Annotated in this window: 14 protein-coding genes and 1 pseudogene; 10 read left to right on the top strand and 5 right to left on the bottom strand. The window is 72.8% G+C overall.

Features of this window, described 5'->3' with window-relative positions; genetic code table 11:
- Positions 1-73: 73 nt before the first annotated feature.
- The 6 genes from NEH16_RS31810 to NEH16_RS31785 all read left to right on the top strand — a co-directional run bounded on the left by NEH16_RS31810 (position 74) and on the right by NEH16_RS31785 (position 5,592).
- Positions 74-934 (top strand): phytanoyl-CoA dioxygenase family protein, encoded by an 861-nt coding sequence (locus NEH16_RS31810; protein ID WP_073969454.1) that lies wholly within the window; start codon positions 74-76, stop codon positions 932-934.
- Positions 931-2,283 carry a hypothetical protein gene (locus NEH16_RS31805; protein WP_265546582.1) on the top strand — a complete coding sequence of 451 codons (1,353 nt, stop codon included), beginning with the start codon at positions 931-933 and terminating at the stop codon, positions 2,281-2,283. The genes NEH16_RS31810 and NEH16_RS31805 overlap by 4 nt, the downstream gene beginning before the upstream one ends.
- Positions 2,284-2,372: 89 nt before the next feature.
- On the top strand, positions 2,373-3,335 hold the full coding sequence (locus NEH16_RS31800; protein WP_242442292.1) for an iron-containing redox enzyme family protein: 963 nt from the start codon (positions 2,373-2,375) through the stop codon (positions 3,333-3,335).
- Between the two features lie 31 nt (positions 3,336-3,366).
- Positions 3,367-3,969, top strand: a complete 603-nt coding sequence (locus NEH16_RS31795; protein WP_265546581.1) for a pyridoxamine 5'-phosphate oxidase family protein — start codon at positions 3,367-3,369, stop codon at positions 3,967-3,969.
- 30 nt (positions 3,970-3,999) lie between these two features.
- Entirely contained in the window at positions 4,000-4,677 is a 678-nt protein-coding gene (locus NEH16_RS31790; protein ID WP_265546579.1) for a cyclase family protein, read from the top strand.
- Positions 4,678-4,722: 45 nt separating this feature from the next.
- Positions 4,723-5,592: a TauD/TfdA dioxygenase family protein gene (locus NEH16_RS31785; protein WP_265546577.1), complete on the top strand. Its 870-nt coding sequence runs from the start codon at positions 4,723-4,725 to the stop codon at positions 5,590-5,592.
- Between the two features lie 77 nt (positions 5,593-5,669).
- Here NEH16_RS31785 and NEH16_RS31780 read toward each other — a convergent pair whose 3' ends face one another.
- The 5 genes and pseudogenes from NEH16_RS31780 to NEH16_RS31760 form a co-directional block, all read right to left on the bottom strand.
- A complete protein-coding gene (locus NEH16_RS31780; protein ID WP_073969450.1) occupies positions 5,670-6,068 on the bottom strand; it encodes a VOC family protein in 399 nt (132 codons plus the stop codon).
- A gap of 131 nt (positions 6,069-6,199) precedes the next feature.
- A complete protein-coding gene (locus NEH16_RS31775) occupies positions 6,200-7,990 on the bottom strand; it encodes an ABC transporter ATP-binding protein (protein WP_073969449.1) in 1,791 nt (596 codons plus the stop codon).
- Positions 7,987-9,891, bottom strand: coding sequence for an ABC transporter ATP-binding protein (locus NEH16_RS31770; RefSeq protein WP_265546574.1), 1,905 nt, complete (start codon positions 9,889-9,891; stop codon positions 7,987-7,989). Before NEH16_RS31770 ends, NEH16_RS31775 begins: the two co-directional genes overlap by 4 nt.
- Entirely contained in the window at positions 9,888-10,805 is a 918-nt protein-coding gene (locus tag NEH16_RS31765) for a glycosyltransferase family 2 protein (protein WP_265546572.1), read from the bottom strand. Before NEH16_RS31765 ends, NEH16_RS31770 begins: the two co-directional genes overlap by 4 nt.
- A pseudogene (locus tag NEH16_RS31760) lies at positions 10,802-12,003 on the bottom strand (epoxide hydrolase family protein). Before NEH16_RS31760 ends, NEH16_RS31765 begins: the two are co-directional and overlap by 4 nt.
- A 295-nt stretch (positions 12,004-12,298) precedes the next feature.
- Between NEH16_RS31760 and NEH16_RS31755 the strand changes: the two are divergent.
- The 4 genes from NEH16_RS31755 (at position 12,299) to NEH16_RS31740 (ending at position 17,956) form a co-directional block, all read left to right on the top strand.
- Complete coding sequence (locus NEH16_RS31755; RefSeq protein WP_242442290.1) at positions 12,299-13,546, top strand: cytochrome P450 family protein; 1,248 nt, start codon at positions 12,299-12,301, stop codon at positions 13,544-13,546.
- A gap of 129 nt (positions 13,547-13,675) precedes the next feature.
- Entirely contained in the window at positions 13,676-14,362 is a 687-nt protein-coding gene (locus NEH16_RS31750; protein WP_265547467.1) for a MerR family transcriptional regulator, read from the top strand.
- A gap of 146 nt (positions 14,363-14,508) precedes the next feature.
- On the top strand, positions 14,509-15,225 hold the full coding sequence (locus NEH16_RS31745) for a thioesterase II family protein (RefSeq protein ID WP_343299537.1): 717 nt from the start codon (positions 14,509-14,511) through the stop codon (positions 15,223-15,225).
- 118 nt (positions 15,226-15,343) lie between these two features.
- Positions 15,344-17,956 carry a helix-turn-helix transcriptional regulator gene (locus tag NEH16_RS31740; protein WP_265546570.1) on the top strand — a complete coding sequence of 871 codons (2,613 nt, stop codon included), beginning with the start codon at positions 15,344-15,346 and terminating at the stop codon, positions 17,954-17,956.
- Positions 17,957-18,016 lie beyond the last annotated feature (60 nt).

Here is an 18,016-nt window from a genome sequence, read left to right as displayed (position 1 = left end):
CACTGCGCAGAATCGGTGCCCGGAGCTCGCCGCTGCCCGCAAGACCCGTACCGTACCGGGAGGTTCAGCACCCATGCCTGATGTAGCTCGCACCCTGACGGCCGGCCCACTGGGGACCGAACTGCTGGACCGGTACCGGCGCGACGGGTACCTGATGCTGCCCCCGGGCTATCTGAACACCGATGTGCCGGGGGTGGTCGACACGCTGCTGCCCCGGCTCCACGCCGACGACGGCCCGCGCCGCGTCATGGAGCGGGACAACACCACCGTCCGCTCCGTCTACGGACTGCACCAGACCTACCCGGAGATCGCCGAGGTCACCCGGGCGCCCGAGCTGCTGGGCGCGGTCGAGCAGATCGTGGGCCACTCCGCCTACGTCCACCAGTCGAAGATCAACTTCAAGGCGCCGTTCTCCGGGGACCAGTGGGAATGGCACCAGGACTACATCTACTGGCTGCAGAACGACGGCATCCAGCGGCCCGACCTGGTCAACGTGGCGATCTTCCTGGACGAGGTCACCGAGTTCAACGGACCCCTCACCTTCGTCCCCGGCTCGCACCGCCGGGGCGTGCTCGCCGGCACCGAGTCCTCGGGCATGCCGGCCGGCTACGAGGACGCCCCGTCCTGGGTGGCCACGCTCACCGCCGAGGAGAAGTTCCAGGTCGGCCACGACACCGTCGGGGCCCTGGTGCGCGAGCGCGGCATGGTCAGCCCCAAGGGCCCGGCCGGCTCCGTGCTCTTCTTCAGCCCGAACATCCTCCACACCTCCGCGCCGAACAGCTCACCGTTCCGCCGGGCGATGGTGATCTTCGTCTACAACAGCAGCGACAACGGACCGCAGGACGTCTCGAAGCCCCGCCCGCCGTTCCTCAGCGAGCCCACGGTGCGGGCCCTCACACCCATGCCCTACGCGACAGGGGAGACCCCGCAGTGACCAAGACCGTAGAACTCATCATCCCGAACGCCGCCGAGTACTTCCTGCGCGACCCGGACCTCAACCTCACCGGCGACGAACGCGCCCGCGTGGTGCGGTTCAGCGGTACGTACGAGTGCGAGCACTCCGTGTTCTGGACCTCCGCCCCGCGCGTCCTCCTGCTCCCCGCCGGAGTGGACGAGCAGTGGTTCGCGGACGTGCACAACGCGCTGGGCGTCGAGGCACCCCCGTACATCTCCCCGGCCGTGACCACGGGCCTGCTGGTCGAGGACCTGCTCGCCGACGGCGCCGCGCAGCGCGCCCTGCGCGCCCGTCTGGAGGGCAACGACCTGGTCAAGATGCAGATGGTCGGCCCGACCCCGGAGACGTACCAGCTGGCCGCCATCATCCGCGGCTGGGGTCTCGACGTCGAGCTCGACTCCGTCGACACCTCCGACTACTGGGCGAGTCTCTACCTCGACTCGAAGGTCAGTGTTCTCGATCTGGCCCGCGAACTGCCCGACATCCACGTCGCCCCCGGCGTCGTCGTCAGCAACTGGGTCGAGCTGCGCGGCGCCCTCACCCGGCTGCTCACCCGGTACGACCGGGTCATCGCCCGTACCGCGTACGGCGTCGCGGGCGACGGCTCCGGCGTCGTCTCGGCCGGGACCGTCGAGAGCTTCCTCGACAACGCCGCGCGGGACTCCTTCTTCGCCTTCCCCATCCTGGTGCAGCAGTTCGTGGAGCACGCCCCCGGCGTCGGCTGCCCGGCCGTCGACATCCTGGTCGGCGAGGACGGCGTCGAGGACGTCGTCCTGTGCGCCCTCACCGTCGAGAACGGCTACCAGTTCCGCAGCGTGGACGTCGGCGACGGCGCGCTCCCGCAGAACTGGGGCGCCGAGGTCACCAAGGTCGCGCACGGCGTGGGCTCCGCCGCCCACGCGCTCGGCTACCGGGGCTGGATGTGCGCCGACTGCGTCGCCGGCGCGGACGGCACCCTGTACGTGACGGAGATCAACGCCCGCCGCAGCGGCTCCCTGCACGCCGGCGGCCTGCTCCGGCTCTGGAACGCCGAGCGCGACCTCACCCTCTCCGCCCACTTCATGATGACCGTGCCGCCCGGGCTCAGCTACCAGGAGCACATCCGCCCCGTCTTCCAGCGCCTCTGGGACCAGGGCGTCCGCGCCTACCCGACCAGCGTGCGCGGCATCCACTGGGACGAGCCGATGATCGCGGTCATCGCCGCCGCGCCCACCGCCGACGAGGCCCAGGCCATCGTCGCCGGCATCGCCGAGGAGATCGCCGCGACGGCCGCCACCCCGGCCGTCTCCGCCGCCGAGGCGGCGGGCTGCCCGATGGCGGCGGCCTGAGCGACCAACGGCCCGCCGCCCCTCTCGGCGGCGGGCCCGCCCCCCACCCGGAACAACTCGCACAGGCCGTCACGGCCAGGAGGTAAGCAGTGGCTGGAGCACTCCCGGGCAGCGTTCTGGAACGCCCCCGTCCCCACGGCAGCGCGATCTCCGCTGCCTTCCCGCAGGACGCGTCCGCGCCGGACCTGGCCGCACGCCTCCAACTGATGACCCGTCTGCACCGCCACTACGCGGCCTACCTGGGCGGCCCCGAGACCTTCGAGCAGATCCCCCGGCTCAACGCCTCGCAGCAGATCGGCCGCATCGAGAGCGAGTGGCTGCGCTGGGAGGACGAGCAGGTCGACACCGCCCGGCTGCCCCGGTCCGCCGACGAGTTCCGCGACTGGTTCGAGGCGGTCAGCGCCGCCCATGTGCAGCCCGACTTCTGCCGGTACATCGAGAACGAGGCCACGCTCGACGAGGTGGCGCTCTTCTTCCTCGCCGAGGAGCTGGTCGACAGCCGCTTCGACGACCTGGTCGCCCTGGTCCAGCTCGGCTCCGCCGGCGCCAGCAAGCTGGTCATGGCCGAGAACTACTGGGACGAGATGGGCGAGGGCGCGCTCGAACGGATGCACACCGTGCTCTTCGAGCACTCCGCCGTCTACATGCGCGACCGCCTGGCCGAGCGCGACATCGACACCTCCGAGATCAACGGCACGGAGGTCTTCGAGAACGCCTGCCTCACCCTCATGTACGCGCTCCACCGCGGCCTGGTCCCGCGCGCCCTGGGCGCCCTCGGCCTGATGGAGCACAGCGCGCCGCCGCGCTTCCAGGCGATGGTCGACGCCTGCACCCGCCTCGGTGTGCCCGCCGACGTCATCACGTACCAGAGCATCCACGTCCACGTCGACGAGGGCCACGGCGCCGACTGGCTGGACCACGTCCTGCTGCCGCTCGTCCACTCCTCGCCCGCCGCGCTCCGCGAGGTGTGCATGGGCGTGCTCACCCGGGAGCGCGTCGCGAACGCCTACTACCGGCGCATCTGGCAGCAGATGAAGGACCTGCGCCGCTGACCTGCCGACCCCGACCGCAGGGAGCGGCCCCATGAAGCCCGACGCCTTCTACCACGAGCACAGCCGAGGACTTCAGCACCGGTTCGGCACGACCGGCCTGGCCGGCCACCTCGCCGAGAAGTACGTCCTCGACCGCCTGGAGCCCGAGCACCAGGAGTGGATCGCCGCCGCCGACGAGGTGTTCGTGGCGACCGTCGGCCCCGACGGGCGGCCGGACTGCTCGTACAAGGGCGGACTGCCCGGCTTCGTCCGGGTGCTCGACGCGCGCACGCTGGAACTCCCCAGCTACGACGGGAACGGCATGTACCGCACGCTCGGCAACGCCGTGGCCGCCGCGCACGTCGCCCTGCTCTTCCTGCCCGCCGACGTCCCCGGGAAGCTCCGCGTCGGCGGGCGGGCCCGGCTGCTCACCGACCCGGAGGCGGTCGCCGCGCACGAGGGGGCGGAGGCCGTCCTGCGGATCACGGTGGACCAGGTCTTCGAGAACTGCCCGCGATATCTGCACGACCGGGCCACGGGCGCCCACTCGGCGCACTGCCCCCGCCCCGGCCACCTGCCGCCCGAACCGGAGTGGAAGAAGAAACCGGAGTACGAGGGGCTGCTGCCGCTGCGCGGCCCCGGCCACCCCGGCTGAAGCGTGGAACACCGACCGAGAGGAACCACCGTGGGGCACCCCGTCCGGACCAGGATCATCGATCTCTCCCACACCATCGAGCACGGCATGGACACCTACCCGGGCCTTCCCGGGCCGGAGTTGAGCGACCACCTCTCCCGCGAGGAGTCGCGCGGCAGGTACCCGGCCGGCACCGAGTTCCACATCGGTTCCATCACCATGGTCGCCAACACCGGGACCTACCTGGACACCCCCTTCCACCGCTACCCGGACGGCCCCGACCTGTCCGCGCTCGACCTGTCCCGGCTGGCGGACGTGGAGGGCGTCGTCATCGACGCCACGGGCATCGACGGCCGGTCCGTCGGCCCCGAGCTCTTCGACGGCGTCGAGGTCACCGGCCGCGCGGTCCTGATCCGCACCGGCTGGGACCGCCACTGGCGCACCCCCCGGTACGCGGACGCCGGACACCCCTTCCTCAGCGCGAGCGCGGTGGAACGGCTCGTCGCGCTGAAGCCGGCCGCGGTGGGCATCGACTCGGTGAACATCGACGACATGGCGGACATGACGCGCCCCGCCCACACCGGACTCCTCGCGGCGGGGGTCTGCGTCATCGAGCACCTGCGCGGCCTGGAGCTGCTGCCCGAGGACGGATTCCGCTTCCACGCGGTGCCGGCGCCCGTCGCGGGCCTCGGCAGCTTCCCCGTACGGGCGTACGCCGTCGTGAGCTGAGGCGCGCGGGACCACCCACACCACCCACCACAGTGAGGAGCCGCCATGCTCACCACCACCGCAGCGCCCTACCGGCTCGAACGGGCCGGCCAGACCTTCGCCGCCACGGTCCACGGACTCGACCTGAGCGAACCGCTGACCGAGGAGACCGTCGGCGCGCTGACCCGCGATCTCGCCGAGCACCGGGTGCTGGTGATCCCCGGTCAGCGGCTCAGCCACGAACAGCACGTCCGGGTCAGCCGCAGGTTCGGGCCGCTGGACGTCTACCCCGTCTCGAAGTACGTGGTCCCCGACCACCCCGAAGTGCTGACCATCAGCAACATCTTCAAGGACGGGCAGCCGATCGGCCTGTACGACGGCGACGAGCAGATCGAGTGGCACACCGACTACAGCTGGAAGGCGCGCACCAGCAGGGCGTCGCTGCTGTACTCCGTCGTCGCGTCGGAGACCGGCGGCGACACGCTGTTCGCCGACTCCACCGCCGCGTACGACGAACTCCCGGAGGCCGTCAAGCAGCGGATCGCCGGGCTCCAGGGCGTGCACTCGATGCACCACCTGGTGGAGACCGAGCGGCTGACCAACCCGCACAAGGCGCCGCTCACCGCCGAGGAACGCGAGCGGATGCCCGACATGGCGCACCCCCTCGTCCGGGAGCACCCCGCGACCGGCCGCCGGTCGCTGCTCCTCGGCAGCATGATCATCAGCGGGATCGTCGGCCTCGGCCGGGCCGAGAGCGACGCGCTGCTGCGCGAGCTGCACGACCACGCGACGGCCGACCGCTATGTGTACCGCCACCAGTGGCGCGAGGGCGACGTGGTGATGTGGGACAACGAGGCCACCATGCACACCCGTACGCCCTGCGACCGCCTCGTCAGCCCGCGCCTGCTGTACCGCACCACCGTGCTGTGGGACTGACCGGACACGACGCGCCGGACACGACGGAGCGGGGCGCGGCCACCCGGTGGCCGCGCCCCGCTCGTGTGCCGTTCCGGTTACGCGTCCGGCAGGACCTGGGCGATCTCCCAGACGTTGCCGGACGGGTCGGCGAAGGCGGCGGTACGGCGCCCCCAGGGGCGGTCGATCGGACCGTTGAGCAGGGTCACCCCGTGCTCCACGAGTTCCGCGCACACCGCCTCGGCGTCCTCGACCTCGATGGTGAGCAGCAGCCGCGCGCCCGCCTCGGGGGCGGCGACCGGGCGCGGCTCGACCAGCGTCGGGGCGTTGCCGGTCACCAGCAGGTTGATCATCGTGTTGTTGAGCTTGACCACCGCGGAGTCCTCATTCTCGAAGACCACTTCGAGGCCGAAGACGTCCGTGTAGAACCGCTTCGCCTCGACGACGTCCTCGACGAAGAGGGTGATGACCTCAAGCCGGTCGAGTCCCTTGATCATTTCTTACTCCGTATTCCGTGCGGCACCATCCGGGTCCGCCGACCGTAGCGTCCGGCGGACATCCGGCAGGAGGGGCACATTCCAAAGTCGCGCGGGCCCGGCGAAACCGGTGGAATGTGCCGCTCCGCCCGTCACCGGTAGCTCGCCGCCTGGAGGCCGAAGAGTTCGGCGTAGAGCCCGCCGCCCGCCATCAGCTCCTGATGGCTGCCGGACTCCGCGATGTGCCCGTCCCGTACGACGAGGATGAGGTCGGCCATGCGCGCGGTGGAGAACCGGTGCGAGACCAGGACCGTGATCGCGCCGGCCGCCTCGCGCACCTGCCGGGCCTGCTCCGAGAACCGCTCGAAGAGCTGGTGCTCGGTCTCCGCGTCGAGCGCGGACGACGGCTCGTCCAGGACCAGCAGGACCGGGGCCCGCCGCATCATGGCCCGGCCGAGCGCCAGCTTCTGCCACTGCCCGCCCGAGAGTTCGGCGCCCTCCGTCCAGCTCTTGCCCAGCTGGCTGTCCAGCCCCTCCGGCAGCCGCTCGACCACGTCACCGGCGTGCGCCGACTCCAGGGCGTCGAGCACCGCGCGGTCGTCGTCCACCCGGGGCAGGTCGCCCAGCCCGACGGTGGTCCCGGCCCGGAACTCGTACCGTACGAAGTCCTGGAGGCCGACGGAGATACGGGCCCGCCACTCCTCGGCCGACAGCCGGCGCAGGTCGACGCCGTCCACCAGGACCCGGCCGCTCGTCGGGCGGTACAGCCCGCACAACAGCTTGACCAGCGTGGACTTCCCGGCCCCGTTCTCGCCGACCACGGCGACCGTGGTGCCGGCCGGGATGCGCACCCGCAGGTCCGTGAGCACCGGCGCCTCCGCACCCGGGTAGCCGAAGCCGACCCCGTCCAGCTCGATGCCCTCGCGCATCCGGTCCGCGGGGCTGAGGCCGCCCTCGTCGGCGGGGCCGTCCGGCTCCGCCACCATGGTGCGCACCGCCGCCACCCTGCGCAGGGTGCTGCCCATCCGCTGAAGGGTGCCCGTCAGATTGACCGCCTCCGTGACCTGCTGGTTCACCTGGACGGCCAGCGCGATGACGACGGTGACCTCCCCGATGCCGTGCCGGCCGGACACCGCGTCCCGCAGCACGAGCAGCACGGTGCCCACGTAGGCCAGGGCGAAGACGACCTGGCCGCCGGCCCGCAGCGCGGCGGCCCCGGCCTGCCCGCGCCACAGGACCCGGTCCGCGTCCGCGCGCAGCCCGGCGTGCCGGCGCCGCATCTCCTGGCGCAGCCGGAAGACGCGCAGCTCCCCGGCGTGCCGGGCGGAGGTGGAGAGCCGGAAGAGGTTGAGGGCCAGCCGGGTCGGTTCGGCGGCGGCCGTCCGGGAGCCGTCGAGTCGGCGTTCGGCGGCCCGCCCGGCCAGCAGCGGGGGAGCGGCGGCGAGCGGCAGCAGGAGCAGCACCGGGTGGAGCCGGGCCAGCAGGACCGCGGTGAGGACCATGGCCAGGGCCAGGCCGACGCTGCTGAACAGCGCGGACAGGGCATTGCTGAACTGCCGCACCTCGCGGTCCAGCACGGACAGCTCGTCGGCGAACTCGGCCCGGTCGTGGTGCTCGATCCCCTCGGAGCCGTTGGACAGCTCCGCCAGTTGCTGGACCATGTCCAGCTCGGCCAGCTCCGACAGCTCGAAGTAGGCGATGTGCGCGAAGTGCGCCCCGGTGAGGGTGAGCGCGGCGAGCACCGCGGTCGCCACGCCGTGCAGGGCGGCCGCCGTGCCCCGGCCCGCGACCACCGCGTCGGTCATGAGCCCCAGGAACACCGCGAGCAGCGGGGCCGAGACCGCGCCCGCCACCATCAGGGCGAGGGCGAGGAGCGTCTTGCGGGGGTGGATGCGCCACGCCATGCGGAACAGGCCCCACGAGCCGTCGAGGGTTTCCTTCATGACAGCACCTCCGCCGGCACGCCGTGGCCGGCTCCGTCGTCGTCATCGGTGAAGCGGTCGGCCTGGAGCCGGAACAACTCCGCGTACCGGCCGTCCCGTTCGAGCAGCTGCTCATGGCTGCCCCGCTCGATGACCCGGCCGCCGTCGAGCACGACGATGACGTCCGCGCGCCGCACGGTGGAGAAGCGGTGCGAGATCAGCATCGTGGTGGCGCCCCGGGTGAGCGAGGTGAACTCCTCGAAGAACCCGGCCTCCGCGCGGACGTCGAGGCTGGCCGTCGGCTCGTCCATGACCAGCACGGACGAGCCGTGTTCCAGGGCGAACAGGGCCCGCGCCAGGGCGAGCCGCTGCCACTGGCCGCCCGACAGCTCCGCCCCGCCCTCCAGATGGCGGGCCAGCGGCGTCGCCGTGCCCCGGGGGAGCGCGTCGAGGGCGCCGGTGAGGCCCACGGCCTCGATCGCCCGGCGGACGCCCTCGGTGTCGTCGGCGCGGTGGACGGCGCCGAAGGCCACGTTGTCGGCGGCCGAGACCTCGTACCGGGCGAAGTCCTGGAAGATCACCGCGGTCTTGGCGCGCCATGCCTCCAGCGGGTAGGAGGCGATGTCCACCCCGTCGAGGCGGATGACGCCGGCGCTGGGTTCGTAGAGCCGGGTGAGCAGCTTGACCAGGGTCGTCTTGCCGGCGCCGTTCAGCCCGACCAGGGCCGTGCAGCTGCCGACGGGGATCTCCAGGTCCAGGTCCTCGAAGACCGCGCGGTCCTCGCCGGGGTAGCGGAAGGTGACGTGGTCGAAGTGGATGACCCCGGCCGGCTCCGGCACCTCGTCACCGCGCATCTCCCCGGCGGCGTCCGCGGGGGTGGCGTCCAGATGGTCGGTGAACCGGCGCACCGCCTCGTACGCGTGCATGCCGATGGCGGTCTGCAGATCGCTCTCCGGGTAGAACTCGGCGAGCCGCAGCGCTCCCAGGGCGGCCTGGAGGACCATCGCGAACACGGTCAGGGTCTGCCCCGCGTTCCCGTCGGCCGCGCCGGTGCCGATGGCCGCGAGGGCGGCGCCGCTCACCAGCACCATCCACAGCGTGTACCAGAGGAACGGCCCCAGGTAGATCGCCCGGCGGATCTTCCACAACGGCTCCAGCCAGGCGGTGTACGAGGAGTGCAGCCGGTCCTGGAGCCACCGCATGAGACCGAAGACGCGGATCTCCTTCGCCGCCTCGGCCGAGGTGGCGAGGTTGCGCAGATAGTCGTTCCCCATCTCCTGCGAGCCCAGGTCGAACCGGGCCCCGGCGTACTTCCGGAGCCCGCCGACGTGGCCGTGCCGGAAGAGCAGCACGGCGGTCAGCAGCCCGGCGGCCGCGAGCCAGGAGAAGGCGAAGCCGACGACCGCGACATACCCGAGGAGCTGGATCTGCCGTGCGCCCAGCGCGAGCAGCCCGGCCCCGGCCTGGCCCGGGCTCTGCACCCCGGACTCCAGCTCACGGGCGGCGGCGCGCAGGTCCTCGACAACCCGGGCGTCCTCCAGCGCGGCGATCCCGGGCTGCGACATCGCCGCGTCCATCAGCTCGTCCAGCACCCGGCCGTCGATGCGGCGGGCCACCGACTCGCCGAGCGCCTGCTGCGCGGGCGCGAGGATCTGCTGCCCCACGAATGAGGCGGCGGCCAGCACGAAGGCCCGGATCAGCGCGTCGAAGGCGGGGGAGCCGGTCCCGCCCTCCACCGCCGCCGGGACCCGGCCGAGCACCAGGGCGCCGGCCACCACGAACAGCACCGGCAGGAGGCCGAGGAGGACGTTGACCACCGCGCTCGCGGCGACCAGGGCCGCCCCGGCCCGGGGCAGCAGGCGGGCGATGTCCCGGCGGGCTGCGAGCAGCCGGGCCACACCGTCCGGCAGGAGCCACTTCATCCGGCGACCCCGTGCTGTGCGAGGTGGTCCGCGCAGGCCGGCAGCTTGCGCTCGACGATGACGTCGTTGAAGTCGAACGGTGTCACCGTACGCAGCTCGGTCAGCAGCCCGGTGATGGGCGTGCCGTACTTCCGCGCCATGTACTGGTAGTTGGGCGCGGCCGCGTCCTCGTTCTCCTCGAAGTCCTTGTAGTGCGGCAGGTGGATGGCCGAGGCGTCCCGGCACAGCTCGAACCGCACACCGTCCCGGTGCAGCCGGTAGCCCAGGTCGAGGTCCTCGCCGCCCCAGGACCGGAAGTTCTCGTCGAAGCCGCCCGCCGCCCGGATCGCCGCGGTCGGGGCCGAGACGTGGCCGGTCCAGAAGACCACCCACGGGGCGGGCAGGCCGTTGAAGTCGTCGGTGTACTTCTCGTAGAAGTACTCCCGGATGTCGAACCGGGTGCCGCTCCCCGCGAAGGCGGCCATGGTGGCGTCCGGGTCGTCCGTGTCGATCTCCCGCTCCAGCGCCTCGGCGTCCGCGTTGTCGACGGTGAAGCCGTAGAGGTAGCCGACGAGCGCGACCGGACCGGGCGCCTTCCGGTGGGCCGTCAGATGGGCGGCCAACGCCCCGCTGTGCAGCACCACACCCGAGTCGATCATGACGGTGACGTCGGCGCGGGCCGCCGCGATGCCGACATTGCGGGCCCTGGCCACCTGCCAGCCGTCGTCCGGCTGGAAGAAGTACCGCACGTCCAGCCGGTCCGCGTAACCGCCGACCAGCTCCTCCGTGCCGTCACTGGAACCGTCGTCCACGACCAGGACCTCGAACCGCTCGCGCGGCAGGGTCTGCCGGACCAGTGAGTCCAGGGTGTGCGCCAGGTGCGCCTTCCGGTTGTACGTGGGAATGACGACGCTGCACTGCAACTGCTCGCTCATGACGCCTCCGCCAGGGTGGGAACCTCGGACTGCCGTGCGATGTCGCGGGCCCGTGCCGCCTCGATGAACGAGCGCACGTCCGCCACGAAGAGCTCGGGGACCTCCATCGCGGGAAAGTGCCCGCCCCGGTCGAACTCGCTCCACTGCACGATCTCCGGGAAGCGGGGCGCCGCCAGACTGCGTACGGGCAGCGCGCTGTCGTACGGATGCACGGTCACCGCCAGCGGTACGGGGAGCGGCGGCGGCACCTCCTGCGGCTTGGACGAGCCGGGCAGCTGGTCGGCCATCTCGTAATACAGCTGGGCCGACGAGCCGCCGGTGGCCGTGAACCAGTAGAGGGAGACATTGGTCAGGAGCCGGTCCCGGTCGACCGAGCCGCCCGGCACCGAGGAGTCCGTCCACTCGTGGAACTTCTCCGCCACCCAGGCCAGCTGTCCGGCCGGCGAATCGGTGAGCCCGTACCCCAGCGTCTGCGGCCGGGTGCTCTGGATGCGCATGTAGCCGCTGCCCTGCTCCATCGCCCCGAGCGCCGCGACCCGCTCCCGGTCCGAGGCGTTCAGGGCCTCGATCTCGCCGGGTTCGCCGGACGGCGGCGTCAGCAGGAAGTTGACGTGCGCCCCGATCACCCGCTCCGGGTGCGTCCCGGCCAGCGTCAGCGAGATCCACACCCCCAGGTCGGTGCCGTGCAGCGCGTACCGCTCGTACCCCAGCCGCTCCATCAGGGTGGCCCAGGCACCGGCGATCCGCCCCACGGTCCAGCCGGCCTCCGGCGCCGGACCCGAGAACCCGAAGCCGGGCGGGGTCGGGATCACCAGGTGGAACGCCTGCCCGGGGTCCCCGCCGTGCGCGCGGGGATCGCTCAGCGGCCCGATCACGTCCAGGAACTCGGCGATCGACCCCGGCCAGCCGTGCGTCATGAGCAGCGGTGTCGCGTCCGGCTCGGGCGAGCGCACATGGATGAAGTGCACCCGCGCACCGTCGATCTCGTCCACGAACTGGGGGAACGCGTTGATCCGCGCCTCGGCGGCCCGCCAGTCGAAGCCGTCCCGCCAGTAGTCGGCGAGCGCGCGCACCTGCCCGACCGGCAGCCCCGCGAGTGCCCCGTACCGGGCAGCTCACTGGGCCATCTCGTACGGGAGAGGCGGTCGTGGAGATCGTCCAGCGCCTCCTGGGGAATCGCGACACGGAAGGGGCGCATCCCTGAACTCCTTTGCAGAACCGGGCATTTTGGGTTCACCGGTGGGTCAAATGAAAGCCAGAGTAGGGAAGTTGCGCACGCTACGGCAGCGAACAGCCGGAAGAGAGCAATCCGGAAGTGGTCGCCCGACCGCCCGACCACCGCCGCCGTCCCGGTCCGCACGAGTGCGCACGCTGGAAGTGGTGCCGCTCGCCGCCCGCTCGTTAGCGTCTGCGCACCGGCGAGAGCCGTCAGGAATCCGGCGCGGAACCAGCATCCGCCGCGCTTCCGGCCTGCCGCCGCCAACGCTTCGCATGTGACGGAACAAGGAGTGGTCTGCGTGGAACCGGAGTCGATCGTTCTCGACCCGACAGGTCGGGACGTGCACGCGGAAGGCGCGCGCCTGCGCCGGAGCGGCCCCATCGCCCAGGTCGAGCTGCCCGGCGGGGTACGCGCCTGGTCGGTCGTCGGTCACGACGCGCTGAAGGAGGTGCTGAACGACGAGCGGTTCGCCAAGGACGCCCACAAGCACTGGCCCGCCTTCATCAACGGCGAGATCGGCGAGGACTTCCCGCTGATCGGCTGGGTGATGATGGACAACATGACGACGGCGGACGGCGCCGACCACGCCCGGCTCCGCCAGCTCACCGCCAAGGCGTTCACGCTGCGCCGCTCCGAGGAGATGCGGCCCCGCGTCGAGCGGATCACCGCCGAACTCCTGGACGACCTGGCTACGAGCGGCCCCGACGAGGTCGTGGACCTCAAGGACCGCTTCGCCTACCCGCTGCCGACCCGGGTGATCTGCGAACTCTTCGGCGTCCCGGAGGACCGCCGCCGGGACGTCATGCGCGGCGGCGAGGTCAACACCGAGACCACGATCTCCCACGAGGAGGCCGTCGCCAACGTCGAGCAGTGGCACCAGGCCATGTACGACCTGGTCGCGTTCAAGCGCCGCGAGCCCGACGACGACCTGCTGAGCAAGCTCATCGAGGCCCAGCAGGAGGACGGCTCCCGGCTCAACGACTCGGAGCTGGCCGGCACCCTGCACCTCATGCTCGGCGCCGGCTCGGAGACCACCACCAACCTGATCAGCAAGGCCGTGGTCGCCCTGCTCACCCACCCCGACCAGCTCGCACTCGTCCTCGCCGGCGAGGTGCCGTGGGCGGAGGTCATCGAGGAGACCCTGCGCGTGGAGTCCCCGATCGCCCAGCTCCCGTTCCGGTTCGCCACCGAGGACATCGACATAGCGGGCGTCACCATTCCCAAGGGCGACCCCGTCCTGACCGGCTTCGCCGCCTCCGGCCGGGACGCCACCCGGCACGGGGACGACGCCGACCGCTTCGACATCACCCGCGCCGACAAGCGCCACCTCTCCTTCGGCTACGGCGTCCACCACTGCCTGGGCGCCCCGCTGGCCCGGATCGAGGCCCTCGTCGCCCTGCCGGCCCTCTTCGAACGCTTCCCCGACCTCTCCCTCGCCGTCCCCGCCGACCAGGTCAGGCCCGCCGGCACCTTCCTCCTCAACGGCGTCGACACCCTCCCGGTCCACCTCAAGCGCCAGTAGGCGTACCCCTCCGAGCCGTGGCCGCCGACGTCCCCCCGCGACGACGGCCACCGGAAGGCGGGCCGGCACCCCCGTACCGGCCCGCCTTCGCACTGCCGTCCACGTCAGGAAGGACATCCGCCGGTGCGCATGGGCGAGCTGTGCCGCAGGTCCGGAGTGCCCGTGGCGACGATCAAGTTCTACATCCGCCAGGGCCTGCTGCCCGCGGGCCGGCTCACCAGCCCCACCCGGGCCAGTTACGACAGCACCCACGAGCACCGGCTGCGCCTGGTCCGGGCCCTGCTCGACGTCGGCAGGCTGTCCCTGGCGGCCATCGGGGACGTGCTACGCGCCGTGGACGACCCGGACCGCTCGCCGGCCGACGTGCTCCGCACCGCCACGGACCGCCTGACCCCGCCCCGGGAGGCCGCACCCGGCCCGGAGCTGGACGAGGCCCGCGCCGAGGTGGCCCGGCTGCTGCGCCGCCTGGGCTGGCGGGCGGAGCCGGACGGACCGGCGGGCGAGGCACTGGCCGGTGTGCTCGTCGCCCTGCGCGCCGCGGGCCACGGAGACCTCGCCGTACTCCTGGACGACTACGCGGCGGCCGCCGAGCAGGTCGCCCGCGCCGAACTCGGCCACCTCGGACGGCCGGCCGGACGCGCGGAACCGGCGGAGCGGGCGGCCGTGGGCGCGGTGATGGGCGAGGCGATGTTCAGCACCCTGCGCGCACTCGCCCACGCCGACGCCTCGGCGCGTACGTACCCGATCCGATCCGGTCCGCAGCCCTTCGCGGCAGGCTCCCGCGGAGACCCGTTCACCCGCACAAGTACGGCTTAACCACCCACCGCTACCTTGCCCTCCGCGCACTCGACGAGTACCGGGCAACGAGCAGGGAGCAGGAACGGGAATGACCACCACCGACACCGACACGGAGCTGTGGGTCCGCCGCTTCAACCCGGCCCCGAGCAGCCGTACCGCCTCGTCTGCCTCCCGCACGCGGGGGCACGGCCTCCGCCTTCTTCTCCTTCTCCCAGGCCCTGGCCGCCCATGCCGACGTCCTGGCCATCCAGTACCCGGGCCGCCAGGACCGCCGCCACGAGCCCCCGATCACCGTCACCGAGGACCTTGTCGCCGCCATCCACCAGGCGCTGCGGCCCTGGGCCGACCGCCCGCTGGTCCTCTTCGGACACAGCATGGGCGCCGTCCTGGGCTTCGAACTCGCCCGCCGCATGGAGGCGGAGAACCGACCGCCGCTCGGCCTGATCGTCTCCGGCCGCCGCGCCCCCCACCTGCCGCGCCCCGACAGCGTGCACACCAAGGGCGACGACGCCCTCATCGCGGAGATCCAGCAACTGGCCGGTACCGACCCGGGAGTGCTCGCCGACGAGGAGATCGTCCGCATGGTGCTGCCCGCCATCCGCGCCGACTTCAAGGCCATCGAGACGTACCGCTACCGCCCCGACCCCGGCCGGGACACGGCACTGAGCTGCCCGCTCAGCGTGCTCACGGGGGAGTCCGACCCCCGGGTGAGCCTGCACGAGGCGATGGAGTGGCGGGAGCACACCTCCGGAGACTTCACCTTCCGCAGCTTCCCCGGCGGCCACTTCTACCTCACTCCCCAGCAGGACGCGGTGACCCGCGCCATCGCCGACGACCTGGCGGCCCTGGGCCAGAAGCGGCTCGGCACCGCCGTCGGCTGACCGGCGCGCGCGGAGTTGTGGCCAGGCAATAACTGGCCACTGCGGAGCACGGGTCAGCCCCTCGGCCGGTCCCTACGCTGGGCGGACAAGTGACGCCGCGCAACGGGGGAAATGGCTGATGACGCTCTTGTCCCGGGACACCGAACTCGCCCGGCTGAACACCGCCCTCGCCGCGGCGGAGGCCGGTGCCACCGCCATCGTGCTCATCGAAGGAGCCGCCGGCTGCGGGAAGTCCGAAACGCTCAGGACCGTCGCCGACACCGCCCGCGAACGCGGCGCGACCGTCCTGTGGGCCGCCGCCACCCCCGAAGGGCCCGCCACCGGCCACCGCGCGCTGGACGAGTGGGCCGAGGCACTGCCCACTCCCGTGGCCGACTCCGCCCCCTTCACGGCCACCGCCTTCACCGCGGCCGTCCGAGGGCTGGACGGCCCCGCACCGCTCGTCATCTGCCTCGACGACCTTCAGTACGCCGACACGGCCTCCCTCGCCTGCCTGACCGGGGCGACCCGGGCCCCGCGCGGCACCGGCCTGCTCCTCGTGCTCACCGGCCCGCTCGGCGGCCCGGGCGCGGACGCCCGCGACGCCGTCACCGAACTGCTGCGCCACCCGGGCTTCGACCGCATCCGGCTCGGCCGGCTCGACCGCGCCGCCACCGCCGCCCTCCTGCGCGACCGCCTCCGGGGCGCCGCGCGCGGCGAAACGGCCGACCGCCTGTACGCGCGCACCGGAGGCAATCCGCTGCTGCTCAAGGCCCTGCTGTCCGAGTACGACACCGCCCGCCCCGAACCGGCGGGGCCGTTCGCCGACGCGGTGCGGGCCTGCCTCCAGCGCTGCGGGCGCCCCGCCCGCGACCTCGCCCGCGCCCTGGCCGTCCTCGGGACCCACGCCACCCTCCAGCGCGCCGCCGCCATCGCCGGGGCAGCGCCCGCGGACGCCGCCCGGGCCCTCGCCGCGCTGGAGGAGACCGGACTCACCGACGGGCCCGAACTGCGCCATCCCGACATCGCCGCCGCCGCACTGGACACCCTCGGAGCGGCCGAGCGCACCCGCCTGTACGGCCGTACCGCCGAGGTCCTGTACGCCGACCGGGCCGAAGCCGAGACCGTCGCCTCGTACCTGCGCGTCCACGGCAGCGCTCCCGGCGACTGGGCCGTGCGTACGCTCTGCGAGGCCGGACAGCAGGCCCTTGCCGCCGACGAGGCCGAACGCGCCGCCGCCTGCCTGCAACTCGCCCACGCCGGCACCGACGACGAACCGACCCGGTGGCGGATCGGCCTCCAGCTCGCCGCTCTCACCTGGCGCCTCACCCCCGCCGCCGCCGAACAGCACCTCGACGCTCCGCTCGCCGCACTGCGTGCCGGACGCCCCGGCGCCCCCACGGGCTCGCTGGCCCGGCTGCTCGTCTCCCAGGGGCGGGCGGCGGAGGCGGCGGAGGTACTGCGGCTCGCGCCCTCCGGCGCCGGCGCCCTGCGCGACCTCTTCGCGGTCCCACCCGCCTCCGAGAGCGACGAAACCCTCCTCTGCGCCGCGCTCTGGACCCACCCCGGCGACCCCCGGGGAGCGTCCACCGCCGAACGGCTGCTCGAAGGAACCCCGCTGGCCCACGACACCTTCGAACCGCTGGTCCAGGCCGTACGGATCCTGCTGCACACCGGCCACCCGCGCCGGGCCGCCGCCCGGTGCGGGGAACTGCACGCCGACGCCGAGCACCGCCGGGCCCGCGGCTGGCAGGCCATGTTCGCCTCGCTGCGCGGCGAGGCACTCGTCCACCTCGGTGACCTCGCCGGTGCCGAGCGCGCGGCGAGCGCTGCCGTGGCGGCGGTCGCGGGACGCGGCGGAACGTTCATGTACCGCCCCGTCGCGGTCCTCGTCACCGCGCTCACCGCCATGGGCCGCTACGACGACGCCGCCCGGCACCTTCCGCTGCCCCTGCCCGACCAGCTTCCCGACCAACTGCCCGGCACCGTGCACGCCCTGCCGTACCTGCGGGCACGGGGCAGGTACTACCTGGCCACGCACCGCGCCCAGGCCGCCCTGAGCGAATTCCTCGACGTGGGCCGCCTGGCCGAACGCTGGGGCCTGGACCACTGCGGCGGTCTGCCCTGGCGCATCGACGCGGCGGACGCCCTGCTGCGGCTGCGCCGCCCCGGCGAGGCACGCGTGCTGACCACGGCGCAGCTCGCCGTACCGGGGATCGGCCCGCGAACCCGCGGCATGGCGCTGCGCCTGCACGCCGCGACCGAGGAGACCCACGGCCGGCCCGCCCTCCTCACCCGGGCCATCGCCGACCTGCGCGGCTGCGGCGACCGCCTGGAACTCGCCAAGGCCGTGGCCGACTTCGGCCGCAGCCTCCAGACCCTGGGCGAGGGGCCGCGCGCGGGCTCCGTCATCAGGCGTGCCTGGAGACTGGCCGACGAGTGCGACGCGACACCGCTCTGCGAGGAGATCCTGCCGGACCGGCCGCGCGGAGACGCCGGCGCCGAGGTGCGACGCTGCGCCCCGACGGCCGCCGATCCCGACATCGACCTCCTCAGCCAGTCCGAACGGCGCGTCGCCGCTCTGGCTTCCGCCGGGTACACGAACCGGGAGATAGGGGCCAAGCTGTTCGTCACGACGAGCACGGTCGAGCAGCACCTCACGCGGATCTACCGCAAGCTCAACATTTCCCGTCGGCAGGACCTGCCGATCGACTTGCAGCTCGACATTCTCGAGCACGTCGGAGTCCAGTGAGCACGCAAGACGGGCTTTAGCCGGCGTTGTGACGATCGGCTTGGACCCCTGCGGTGCGAC

Source organism: Streptomyces drozdowiczii, assembly GCF_026167665.1.
GTDB classification, from domain to species: Bacteria; Actinomycetota; Actinomycetes; order Streptomycetales; family Streptomycetaceae; genus Streptomyces; species Streptomyces drozdowiczii_A.
This window is presented reverse-complemented; position numbering and strand designations above follow the sequence as displayed.